Annotated in this window: 9 protein-coding genes; 4 read left to right on the plus strand and 5 right to left on the minus strand. The window is 64.4% G+C overall.

All coding sequences use genetic code 11. From position 1 onward, the window contains the following. Window positions 1-86: 86 nt before the first annotated feature. From QMF22_RS09305 to QMF22_RS09315, 3 genes are read right to left on the minus strand one after another with little or no spacing between them, the layout of a single operon-like run. Complete coding sequence (locus QMF22_RS09305) at window positions 87-2,474, minus strand: ATP-binding cassette domain-containing protein (RefSeq protein WP_283452795.1); 2,388 nt, start codon at window positions 2,472-2,474, stop codon at window positions 87-89. After that, the gene (locus tag QMF22_RS09310; RefSeq protein WP_283452796.1) at window positions 2,437-4,614 is read right to left on the minus strand and encodes an alpha/beta hydrolase family protein; all 2,178 of its coding nucleotides are present in this window, start codon (window positions 4,612-4,614) and stop codon (window positions 2,437-2,439) included. The genes QMF22_RS09305 and QMF22_RS09310 overlap by 38 nt, the downstream gene beginning before the upstream one ends. A 14-nt stretch (window positions 4,615-4,628) precedes the next feature. Beyond that, window positions 4,629-5,393, minus strand: coding sequence for an SDR family oxidoreductase (locus QMF22_RS09315; protein WP_283452798.1), 765 nt, complete (start codon window positions 5,391-5,393; stop codon window positions 4,629-4,631). A gap of 165 nt (window positions 5,394-5,558) precedes the next feature. Between QMF22_RS09315 and QMF22_RS09320 the strand changes: the two genes are divergently transcribed. The 4 genes from QMF22_RS09320 to QMF22_RS09335 all read left to right on the plus strand — a co-directional run bounded on the left by QMF22_RS09320 (window position 5,559) and on the right by QMF22_RS09335 (window position 8,244). After that, window positions 5,559-6,041 (plus strand): NfeD family protein, encoded by a 483-nt coding sequence (locus tag QMF22_RS09320; RefSeq protein ID WP_283452800.1) that lies wholly within the window; start codon window positions 5,559-5,561, stop codon window positions 6,039-6,041. After that, a complete protein-coding gene (locus QMF22_RS09325) occupies window positions 6,034-6,996 on the plus strand; it encodes an SPFH domain-containing protein (protein ID WP_283452802.1) in 963 nt (320 codons plus the stop codon). The genes QMF22_RS09320 and QMF22_RS09325 overlap by 8 nt, the downstream gene beginning before the upstream one ends. 3 nt (window positions 6,997-6,999) lie before the next feature. Next, window positions 7,000-7,764, plus strand: a complete 765-nt coding sequence (locus QMF22_RS09330) for a glycerophosphodiester phosphodiesterase family protein (RefSeq protein WP_283452804.1) — start codon at window positions 7,000-7,002, stop codon at window positions 7,762-7,764. A 111-nt stretch (window positions 7,765-7,875) separates the two neighbouring features. Continuing rightward, entirely contained in the window at window positions 7,876-8,244 is a 369-nt protein-coding gene (locus QMF22_RS09335; protein WP_092107959.1) for an RNA polymerase-binding protein RbpA, read from the plus strand. A gap of 52 nt (window positions 8,245-8,296) precedes the next feature. Here QMF22_RS09335 and lnt read toward each other — a convergent pair whose 3' ends face one another. Together lnt and QMF22_RS09345 are read right to left on the minus strand one after the other, a co-directional pair. Further along, window positions 8,297-9,853 (minus strand): apolipoprotein N-acyltransferase, encoded by a 1,557-nt coding sequence (lnt, locus tag QMF22_RS09340; RefSeq protein ID WP_283452809.1) that lies wholly within the window; start codon window positions 9,851-9,853, stop codon window positions 8,297-8,299. A 7-nt stretch (window positions 9,854-9,860) separates the two neighbouring features. Next, entirely contained in the window at window positions 9,861-12,320 is a 2,460-nt protein-coding gene (locus tag QMF22_RS09345) for a DEAD/DEAH box helicase (RefSeq protein ID WP_283452811.1), read from the minus strand. Window positions 12,321-12,322 lie beyond the last annotated feature (2 nt).

Here is a 12,322-nt window from a genome sequence, read left to right on the forward strand (position 1 = left end):
CCTTTGTTGACATAATGTGCATTATCGGTCACATGCTCGAGAGTCCGAGAGGGCTGGTCGAGTTGCCCGCATAGCCGGCTGCCGGGTCAGCCGACGTAGGCTGCGAGGTGTTGGCCGGTGAGTGTGGCTCGACTGGCCACGAGGTCGGCCGGCGTTCCTTCAAAGACGATTCGGCCGCCGTCGTGGCCAGCCCCTGGACCCAGGTCGATGATCCAGTCGGCGTGCGCCATCACCGCCTGATGGTGTTCAATCACGATGACTGACTTGCCCGAGTCGACGAGCCGGTCCAGCAGGCCGAGCAGATTCTCCACGTCGGCGAGGTGCAGACCGGCGGTCGGCTCATCCAGCACATACACCTCACCCTTGTCGGCCATCTGGGTGGCGAGTTTGAGCCGCTGGCGCTCTCCGCCCGATAGCGTCGGCAACGGCTGGCCCAGTCGGAGATAGCCGAGCCCCACATCGGACAGGCGCACCAGAATGCCGTGGGCGGCCGAGATCCGAGACTCCCCCGCACCGAAAAACTCCTCGGCTTCGGTCACCGACATCGCCAGCACCTCGCTGATGTCGCGTCCATTCAGGTGGAAGTCCAAAACGGATGCTTGGAACCGCTTACCCTCGCAGACCTCGCAGGGAATAGCGACGCCAGCCATGATTCCGAGGTCCGTGTAGATGACGCCGGCACCGTTGCAGCTCGGGCAGGCGCCCTCCGAATTGGAACTGAACAGAGCCGGCTTGACTCCGTTGGCCTTTGCGAACGCCTTGCGGATCGAGTCGAGCATGCCCGTGTAGGTCGCGGGGTTGCTCCGCCTCGAGCCTTTGATCGCACCCTGGTCGACGGATACCACGCCGTCTCGCCCCGAGACCGAGCCCGTGATCAGTGAGCTTTTCCCCGACCCGGCGACGCCGGTCAGCACCGTCAGCACACCCAACGGGATATCGACGTCGACGTTGGCCAGGTTGTGCGCGCTCGCGCCGCGCACCTGCAGGATACCCGAGGGCGCACGCACGGTCGATTTCACGGTCGCGCGGTCATCCAGGTGCCGACCAGTCAGCGTGCCGCTGCTTCGAAGGCCGGCGAGGGAACCCTCAAAGACCACCTCGCCACCGTTCGTTCCAGCGCCGGGGCCGAGATCGATGACGTGGTCGGCGATTTGGATCATCTCCGGCTTGTGCTCGACGACGAGCACCGTATTTCCCTTGTCGCGAAGCTGCACCAGCAGGGTGTTCATGCGCTGGATGTCATGGGGGTGCAGCCCAATGGTCGGTTCGTCAAAGACATAGGTGACGTCGGTGAGCGAGGATCCGAGGTGACGGATCATCTTGGTGCGCTGCGACTCACCGCCGGAGAGAGTGCCGGAGGCACGGTCCAAGGACAGATAGCCCAGCCCGATCTGCACGAACGAGTTCAACAACAGCCGTAACGCCGTCAGCAGAGGCCCAACTGACGAGTCGTTGAGGCCCATGACCCATTCGGCGAGGTCGCTGATCTGCATGGCGCAGGCATCCGCAATGCTGATCTCATTGATCTTCGACGACCGGGCACCCTCATTGAGTCGGGTTCCGGTGCAGTCGGGGCAGACCGTGAAGGTGACCGCCCGCTGGACAAACGCACGAATATGCGGCTGCAGGGTGTCCACGTCTTTGCTGAGCATCGATTTTTGGATCTTCGGAATCAGGCCTTCGTAGGTGAGGTTGATTCCCTCGATTTTGATCTTGGTCGGTTCCTTATGCAGGAGATCAGCCAGCTCCCTCTGGGTGAAGTCGTTGATCGGCTTGTCGGCGTCGAAGAAGCCACAGCCGTTGAAGATGCGACCGTACCAGCCATCCATGCTGTATCCGGGAATCTTCAAGGCGCCACCATTGATGGATTTTTGCCCGTCGTAGAGCGCGGTCAGATCGATGTCGGTGACCGAACCCCGACCCTCGCAGCGGGAACACATGCCCCCGGTGATGCTGAAGCTGCGGCGTTCCTTGACGGTCGTTCCGCCGCGTTCGATCGAGACCGCGCCCGCTCCGCTGATCGAGGCGACGTTGAAGGAATAGGCCTGCGGCGAGCCGAGGTACGGCTGGCCGAGGCGGCTGAACAGGATGCGAAGCAGCGCGTTCGCGTCGGTGGCCGTGCCGACGGTGGAACGCGCGTTGGCGCCCATCCGCTCCTGGTCGACGATGATGGCCGTCGTCAGCCCGTCGAGCACATCGACGTCGGGCCGGGCCAGGGTCGGCATGAAGCCCTGCACGAAGGTGCTGTAGGTTTCGTTGATCATGCGCTGGGACTCGGCCGCGATGGTACCGAACACGAGCGAACTCTTACCCGAGCCGGACACACCGGTGAACAGGGTCAGTCGACGCTTGGGAATCGCAACACTGACATTCTTGAGGTTGTTTTCCCTGGCGCCCTGCACGCGGATCAGGTCGTGGCTGTCTGCGATCTGGCGTTCAGCTGACGGGATGGTCGTGGTGGGGGTCTCGCTCATCGGCTCTCCTGGGATTAGTAGCACTGGGCAGGTGGCGGGCCCACCAGTCCAGAATAATTTCGAACCGTTGCAAACGATGCCGGGGGCGACCGGTGCGACTGAGGTCGTGATTCTCCCCCGGAAAAACCACGAGTTCGGTCTCCACTCCCCCACGTTTCAGCGCCGCGTAGTAGCGCTCACCCTGCGGCAGCGGGCAGCGTAGATCCTGCGCGGAGTGCAGCACCAGGGTCGGAGTTGTCACCTGGCCGACCAGAAACTGTGGGCTTTGTGCCTGCAGCAGGTCGGCATCCGTACCGGCGTATTCGTCACCGAAGAAATCGCCGATGTCGCTGGTCCCGACAAATCCTTGCGGATCCAGAAATCCGCGTTCCACGATGGCCGCCGCGAACCGGTGCTCGTGCGCTATCGTCCACGCGGTCAGATAGCCACCGTAGGACCCGCCCATGATGCCGACACGGTGGGCGTCGAGGGCGGGCTCGGCGCTGAGAGCGCCGTCGAGAAAGTCCAGCACGTCGGTCAGGTCGAGGGTGCCCATGCGCTGGCGGATGGCGCGCCCGTGGGCCTGGCCATAACCGGATGACCCGCGCGGGTTGCAGAGGACTACCGCATAGCCAGCGTCGACGTAGACCTGGGTCTCATCGAGGAGCGCACCCGTGTATTGGGCGAACGGTCCGCCGTGAATGGTCAGAAGCACCGGATGCGGTCCTGGCCCTGTTGGAGTGTGCACCCAGCCGTGCACCGGATAGCCGTCTCGTCCGGTGACCGTTTGCTCGATTCCGGGGATCAGTCCGGTGGCGCGCAGGGCCGAAGAAAAATCGGTGAGGAGTATCGGCGGGGTCTTTGAAGCGTGACTGCCGGTGAGTCCCGGGTCGAGGAGAACGAGGTCACCCGTCGTGCCGGCGGACTGCACTGCGACAACGACGGCGTCGCCGCAGGCATCCATTGAGGTGGCGACGGTGGCTCCGCAGTCGAGTGACTGCACCCGCCCCTCTCGCTCTACCCGTACCAGCTCGACCCGGCCACGACGGCCCGTGAGCACCAGCACGGAGCCGTCCGCCAACGGACAGATTCCCCCGGTGGCATCGAGGTCGAGCAGATCCTGGTCGGTCTGGTTCGGGTCGGTCACCCGGATGGGTGCTGAACCGTCAAGCGAGACACCACTGCGGTACAAAGCGGTCACCCGGCCGACGAAGTCTCGCCCGCTCGCACCCATGTCGGTTGCGAGCAGCCAGAGGGTACCGTCCTCGGCAGACGCCAACGCCGAGATACTGAGGTTGTGGGCCGCAGGCACGACGGTGCGAAGCGGCGCGATGGTCCCCTGTGCAGCGGCGTCGGTGCTGTCGCTGAGTGTGAGTTCGACCACTTCGCTGCGCAGGTCGGTATCCCGGCCGGCCTGACGGGCCGACACGGTGAAGAGCCTGGAACCGTCGGGCGAGAAAGTCAGCCCGGAATGATCGAAGTCTCCTTCGGTCAGCTGGCGGGCGACCGGTAATCCACTCGCCAGGCCGGCCGGATCCACAAGGTCCGGTGTTGGCGCGCTACCCGGCTGGTTGCCAGACTGCGCCCGCGGTGCGTCGGTCACGGACGGCGCTACGGCGGGAGTCGGTTCGCCCCAGACATCGGGCACGACGGCGAGAAACACGTGTAGGCGGCGGTCACTGGTGTAGCCGACGCCGTTCGAGCGATAACGCAGGGTATCGACGCGGCGGGCCGGTTCCGAGTCGGCCGACAGACCCGCAACCGTTCCATACCGACCCTGCTCGGGGACCCGCGCCAGGAAGGCGATCCGGTCACCGTGAGGGTGCCAACGAAAGTCGCTCACGCCAAGAGCCGCGTCGGTCACCGCCACGGGCTCGCCGCCGGCCGCATCAACAACGTGCAGCTGCGCGGTTCCGCCGGCATCGGCGCGCAGAAACCCGATCAGGCTGCCATCCGGAGAAAACCGAGGCGCCGAGTCGCGAACGCCGCGCGTGATCCGGCGCGGAGAGGGCTCCCCTGACAGCTCGACGGTAAAGAGCTGGCCGACGTAAACATCCGCCGAAAAATCCGCGTGTACCCGAGAGAAGACCGCCCGCGAACCATCGGGATGGATCGTCGGGCGTGACAGCGACCCGAGTAGGGGAAGATCGGCAGCCTTCATCGCTTGTTCACCCGTTATTCGCCGGCGAACCCGGACGTGTCGCCAACCAGGCGAGTGTTGCCGGCCGGGACCGGCGAGGTCGCGGCCAGGACGATTTCCGCTGCGAACTCGCTCACGTTGTACAGGCGACCGGCCGCCTCCTTGCGGGCGCTCAGAGCGCCAGGGTTGGACCGTTCGAGCAGCGTAGCCGTGATGGTGCCCTCGATCATGTCACCGGAAACGACGACGAATCCAATACCGGACTCTTCGAGCTGGGGAATGACGGCGCGCAGGGCGTCTTCGCCGGCGCGCTTACTGCGCGCGACCGGCTCATACTCCGGCATGGTGGGTGTTGTCTTGATGAAGTGCGCCTGGTGGCTGGTGACGTAGACCACCCGGGAATCGTCACCGAGCAGGGGTACCGCGCCGTTCAGTAGATTGACCTGGGCGTCACGATTGAGCTTGATGGCGTAGTCCGCCGCCATGCCGCTCTCCATGCCGCCGGATGCGTTCATCACCAGAATGTCGAGTCCACCGAATTCGCTCGTGATGGTCTCAAACATCGCGGCGACCGATGCCGGATCGGTCAGGTCGGCGCCGATGGTGATGGCGTTTCCCCCGGCGGCGCGGATGGCGTCGCGAAGCTTGTTCGCGCGCCCCTCTTTATTGCGGTAGTTGATGACGACGCGCGCTCCGGCCTCGGCGAAATAGCCGACGGTGTCGGCGCCGATGCCGCGGGACGAGCCGGTGACGAGTACACGCTTGCCCTCGAGTGATCCTGCTGCAAGTGGATTGGTCACGCGTGCTCCTCAAGAATTCGGTCTGTTTGTTTCCGTGATGAAGTGTGACCTGATCGGCCACTACCTATGCTTTCGACCTTATCAACAAGCCTCGGCCACTCCCCCGGCGTGTTGTCGCCGGTACCTGCTAGTTTCAAGGTGAACGGAATGTGGAAGGTGTCACGCATGGTCGACTTGACCGACTATCTCTGGATTTTGTGGCTCGTGTTCATTCTCGTAGCCATCACCATCGAACTGCTGAGCCTGGAATTCACCTTCCTGATGATCTCCATCGGCAGTCTGGGCGGTTTGGGCGCCAATTTGCTCGGCCTGGACTGGTGGCTTCAGATCGTTGTCGCCGCCGGCCTGTCGGTGCTGCTGTTGCTGACGATTCGGCCGTTTTTGCTGCGCGCCCTGCGCAAGGGCGGCGATCCGGCGCTTTCCAATATCGACGCCCTGATCGGAATGAGCGGCCGTGTTGTCTCGACCGTCACCGAGACCGGCGGACTGGTGAAGCTGGCCAACGGCGAAACCTGGACTGCGCGTCTGCTGCTGCCGGGTGGCGGCACTGCAGCATCCGCTGAACCGGGCGAGCCCGTCACCGTGCATCTCATCGAAGGCTCGACCGCCATCGTCATCCCCGCCGAAAGGACCCAGAACAATGCTTGACCCCGCAGGTTTCATCGGCCAGATCTTCGTGATCGCTCTGCTCGCCGTGTTGGCGGTGTTCGTCATCGTCATTCTCGTGCGCGCCATTCGCATCATTCCGCAGGGTAACGCCGGGGTGGTCGAGCGCCTCGGCAAGTACCACAAGACGCTGCTGCCCGGTCTGAACCTGCTCGTGCCGTTCGTCGACCGGGTGCGGCCGCTGCTCGATATTCGCGAGCAGGTCGTCTCCTTTCCGCCGCAGCCCGTGATCACAGAGGACAACCTCGTGGTCTCCATCGACACCGTCGTTTACTTTCAGGTGACGGATGCCCGCGCCGCCACCTACGAGATCAACAATTACCTCGGTGCGGTCGAGCAGCTCACCACGACCACCCTGCGTAACGTGGTCGGCGGATTGAACCTGGAAGAAGCACTGACCAGTCGCGACAACATCAACAGCCAACTGCGTATCGTGCTTGACGAGGCCACCGGCAAATGGGGTATCCGCGTGGGCCGAGTCGAGCTCAAGGCCATCGAGCCGCCCCACTCCATCCAGGACTCCATGGAGAAGCAGATGCGCGCCGAGCGTGACCGTCGTGCGCTGATCCTCACCGCCGAGGGCACCAAACAGTCCGCCATTCTCACCGCTGAGGGCGCTCGCCAGGCGGCGATCCTCGAAGCCGAGGGTGATGCCAAAGCTGCCGTCCTGCGCGCGCAGGGTGAGGCGGAAGCCATCACCACGGTGTTCAAGGCCATTCACGATGGAGATCCCGACCCGAAGCTGCTCGCCTACCAATACCTGCTCACACTTCCCAAGCTCGCCGAGGGCAGTGCCAACAAGCTGTGGATCGTACCGAGCGAACTGACCGAAGCCATGAAGGGAATCGGCAGCGCCTTCGGCGCGAACGCCCACAACCCGGCGGCCGCACCTGCCGCTTCCGAAGCACCCGCAGCACCCGCAGCACCGCAGGCCTAGGCGGTGGTCGAGTACGCCCCGTCAGTATTCTTGGACGCACCGCATCCCCGGGTCTTCGCCCACCGCGGTCTGGCGCAGGAAGCGCCGGAAAACACCCTGCTCGCCTTCGTGAAGGCGTTGGCGGGCGGGGCCACCCACCTCGAGACCGACGTGCACGTGTCGCTCGACGGTGTGGCCGTGATCAGCCACGACCCCGATCTCGCCGCCCTCGAACGGGACGCGCGCATCGACCAACTGACCATGACCGAGCTGAAACGCATCAACCTGGGCTTCGGGCAATCGTTCACGTCCCTCACCGATGCCCTCGAGGCCTTTCCGACGGCCCGGTTCAATATCGATATCAAAACGGATGCCGCCGCCGAGCCCGCCGCTCGGGCCATTCGTGACCAGCGAGCCACTCCCCGAGTTCTGGTGACCTCGTTCAACGAACCGCGCCGCCAACGGATCGTGGATCTGCTGCCGGGCGTGGTGTCTTCCGCCTCGTCATCGCTCGTGGCCCGGGCCGTAGCGGCGGCGAATGTGGGCATTCCTGCGCTCGTTCGCCGGACCCTGGCGGGCTGCGTTGCGGTGCAGGTACCCGAGCGTGCGGGAATGCTTCGTATCGTGACACCGCGTTTCATCGCGATGATGCACCGGGTGAATGTCGAGGTGCACGTGTGGACCGTGAACGACCCGGTAGAAATGATTCGACTGCTTGATCTGGGTGTCGACGGCATTGTCACGGATCGCACCGATCTGGCTGTGGCGGCTATTAGTCGCCGAACCTGAGAATTACCTCCCAGAACGGGGGGTTCGGGAAGGTTAACACCCAGCTTGATGGTTTACAAATGTGAAAGCATCGCGATTGAACCGTGATTGCGAGCGAGAGGAGACCACACTATGGCTGACCGCAGTTTGCGTGGCATGAGATTAGGCGCACAAAGCCTACAGAGCGAAGAAGGCGTCACCTTCTCCCCCCGGGTTCCGCACACCTACCGGTGTGAGACGTGTGGGCGCGAGACGGTGATGATTTTTTCGGCCGAAGCTGAGGCTCCGGACGAATGGGAATGCAAGTACTGCGCACGGACGGCGACCCGATTGGTCGACTCCCTGCCGGTGATCGTTGACCACTCCGACGAAAAGATTCCTCGGACCCACTGGGACATGTTGCTGGAACGTCGCACCAGGGATGAACTCGAAGAATTGCTCGAAGAGCGCCTCTCCGTGTTGCGCCTGCGCCGTGGTGGCCAGCAGAAAATCGGCGCCTAACCGCCGGTTCCGTCCAGGCGACCCCGCACTTGTGTGCCGGGGTCGTTGTTGGTTAACGGTGTGTTCGCGAAGCCGCTCGCGCAAATCGGCGATGTTGGCGTCGGGCGGCGCCGAAACAGAGCGCCAGACCGGCCAACCCCAACCCGGAAACGAGCCATTCAATTCCACGCCCAGCCACCATCGCCGGCGTGATGGTGTCGCTGAGTGGCACCGTCTGCACCATCGCGCCGGCAGTGAAGGTGGGCAGGCTGTCCTGGGTGTGCCCGTCGGGAGTCATGATGGCGCTCGATCCAACGGTGGAGATGTTCACCACAGTCCGTCCCGTCTCGATCGCGCGCAGCCGGGCGATCGCGAGCTGCTGCACGCTCTCGTCGGTGTGCCCGAAATCGGCATTGTTGGTCTGAGCGAGAATGATCTGGGCCTTGTCGTCGATCATTTCGTGCACGAGCTGGTCGTCGGCGATGTCGAAACAGATCGCGATCCCGGCCAGGACCCCGTTGATATCGAAGATATTGTCCCGGGTTCCGATGCCGTAGTCTCGGCCGATCAGGTCGATCAGCTCCGGGGCGAACGGACGCCAGAAGGCCCGATCCGGCATATATTCTGCGAAGGGCACGGGGTGTACCTTGTCGTACACGTCGACGGCGCTGCGGCCGGCTTCCCAGAGCAGCGAGCTGTTGTAGTAGGTCTCCCCTGGCTTGGTGATGGTGCCGGTGATGAGCGGGGCATCCATTTCGGTGCTGATGTAGTCGAGTACCTGCGCGGCCGCTTCGGACCGGGTGGGGTCGATATCGCTCGCGTTTTCCGGCCAGACCACGAAATCGACTTTCTGGCCGATCAACGGCAGGGTCGCGGAAACGTGGTCCTGCAGGATCTGGCCGGGTGAATATTCGGCAAAGAGCCCGGCGTCAGCGTTGCCCTGCACGGCCGCGAGCCGAACCTCGCCGCTGGTAATGGTCGGCCACGCCGGGACGGCCAGCACCACCGCGACGGCACCGACAGCGATCCCGGCGCCCAGCTTGCGCGCCAGTTCGGGTTCGCGCAGCAACTGCACGGCCAGGGCGCTCAGCCAGACCAGAATGAAGCTCAGGCCCGACAGTCCCACCCAAGCCACGAGCGGGCCGAACGGACTCTCGGACTGGGAGAGCGCGAGGCGGCCCCAGGCGAAGCCGCCATAGGGCCAGACCGCGCTGATTGCCTCCCTGGCCGTCCACAACCCGGCGACAGTGACCGGCACCACTCCGAGGCGACCCCAGATGCTGGGCCAGACCCGGGGACCGTGCCGTAGCACGACCGCGGTGAGCCCGAGCCCGACGGCGAAGAACAGGCTCTCCAGCCCGCCGAGCGCGAACCACGGCACGAGACCGAGATACAGGGTGATCCAGTAGATGTGAATCAGCCAGAACGACAGGCCGGCGACCAGGCCAACGAGCAGTCCGGTCGCGAGGCTTCGACCGAGCAGAGCCAGGAGCATGAGCGCGACCCCGACCGGCGCGAGAAACCACCAGTCGCGATCCGGGAAACCGGCATCGAGGACCGCTCCGGCACCGGCGGCGACCAGAACGGATGCCCACAACGGCAGGCTGAACGCACGCTCACTCGCCCACATGGCGGGTTCAGGCCACCGAAGAGTAGGCGACAATGCCACGGCGGATGGCGTCCATGGCGCTCCGGGCGGTCGATCCGACCTGGGCATCGCCGGCGATGGACAGCTGGTCGAGCAGGTCGATGGTCTGTTTGGTCCAGCGCACGAAATCGCCGGCCGCCATCTCTGCCTCGTAGAGCACGTCGGCTAGCGACGCGCCGCGGGCCCATTCCCACATGGCGAGGCTGAGGCCCACGGCGAGCGGATTACTGCCGGGAAGCTTATGGTCACGCTCCAGGTCGTCGATGCGACTCCACAGCTCCTGGGTGTCGTCCAGCGCGGGGCGAAAGGGACCCTTGGGAAGGTAGCGGGCATCGATGAGGCCTTCTTCGCGTCGCGGCTCGAAGACGAGCGCGCAGGCCATCGCTGCGAGACTCGCGGCGTCGAGTTCGCTCCACAGGCCACGGCGCAGGGATTCAGCAACCAGCAGGTCCCGTTCGGCGTAGATGCGGCGCAGTATTCGTCCGCTTTCGCTGAGGGCGATCACACCGCTGGCATTGGATTCGAGATAGCCGTAGCCGAGCAGCACGTCGGTCACCCGATCGAAAACGCGGGCGATGGCACCCGTGCGCTGGGAGATCTGCTGGTTGAGGGCATCCGTCTGGCGCTTGAGCTTGAACCAGCGTTCCGCCCAGCGCGAGTGTGCCTCGCGGTCAGCGCAGTGGTGGCAGCCGTGGGCGCGCATCTGCTTGCGCAGGCTGGCGACCTCACGCTGGCGTTTGTCGCGCTCCCCACGCAGGGAGTTGTCGGCCTTGGTGCCCTCGCGCTCCACCTCGGTGAGACGCCGACGAATAGCCGAGTACTGCTCGAAATCGCCGAGGTGGCAGGTCATGCTGGTCTTGAACCCTGCGAGGGATTCCTCTTGCTGGCGCACAGAGCGGGCCAGATCGACAACGGCGCGGTCGGCCTGGAATTGGGCGAACGAGGATTCGAGCACGCCGCGGGTTCGCGTGACTCCGAACTGGTCGATGAGGTTGACGGCCATGTTGTAGGTGGGTTTGAAACTCGAATTCAGCGGATAGGTGCGCCGAGAGGCGAGCGAGGCGACGGCCTGCGGGTCGAGTCCCTGGGCCCACTGGATGACCGAGTGCCCGAGGGTGTCGATTCCGCGACGACCGGCCCGACCGGTCAGCTGGGTGTACTCCCCCGGGGTGATGGGAACGCGCGCCTCACCGTTGAACTTCTCCAGTTTGTCGAGCACGACTGTGCGGGCAGGCATGTTGATGCCGAGGGCAAGCGTTTCGGTGGCAAAGACGGCCTTGACCAGCTTCTTCTGGAACAGCTCCTCGACGACCTCCTTGAAGGCCGGCAGCAGACCGGCGTGGTGGGCCGCGACTCCGCGTTCGAGCCCGTCCAGCCACTCGAAATAGCCGAGCACGCCGAGGTCTTCGTCGAGCAGAGTGCGGCATCGATCGTCGACGATCTGGCGGATCTCTTCGCGCTCGTGTTCCTGGGTCAGGCGTACCCCCGAACGGAGCACCTGCCGAACGGCCTGGTCGCAGCCGACCCGGCTGAAAATGAAGAAGATGGCCGGCAACAGATGTTTACCGTCGAGCATACGCACGATGTCTCCGCGGTCCATCCGGCCGGCATCGAACTGGGGACGCTGCTTGTCATAGCCCCGGTAACCCCCGGATTGGCCACCCTGGCGACCGGAACCTCGGCCGCGCCCGCCGGCCGAACGTCCGCCTGCGTGCGCCAGACGCACGAGTTCAGGATTGACCCGGTGCGTGCCGATCAGTCCGGTGGAGTCGAACAGATCGAGCATATTGTTCTTGACCAACACGTGCTGCTCGAGTGGAACGGGGCGCTCCTCCGACACGATCACGTCGGTCTCACCGCGCACGGCCTGCAGCCAGTCGCCGAATTCTTCCGCGTTCGACACTGTCGCGCTGAGCGACACCATGCGCACCGGCTGTGGCAGGTGGATGATCACTTCTTCCCAGACAGCTCCGCGAAAGCGGTCAGCGAGGTAGTGCACCTCATCCATCACCACGAAGGCCAAGTCGGTCAGCAGATCGGAATCGGCGTAGAGCATGTTGCGCAGCACTTCTGTGGTCATGACCACGATGCGCGCCCCCGCGTTGACGTTGCTGTCTCCGGTGAGCAACCCGACCTGGTCAGCGCCGTACTCGGCCACGAATTCCTGGAACTTCTGGTTGCTGAGGGCCTTCATCGGGGCCGTGTAGAACACTTTCGCGTGGGACCGCTGCATCGCCAGGTAGATCGCGAATTCGGCCACGATCGTCTTGCCGGCTCCGGTCGGCGCCGCAACGAGCACGCTGTTGCCCGCCTCCAGGCACGCACAGGCTTCACGCTGGAACGGGTCGAGGTCGAAGCCCAGGCCGATCTCGAACCCCTGCAGGAGTGGCTGGGCGGCCCGGATGCGCGCGGCCGAATACCTTTCGGCCGGCGATTGCGTGTGAGTCACGT

Source organism: Cryobacterium sp. PH31-L1 (assembly GCF_030063145.1).
GTDB lineage: Bacteria > Actinomycetota > Actinomycetes > Actinomycetales > Microbacteriaceae > Cryobacterium.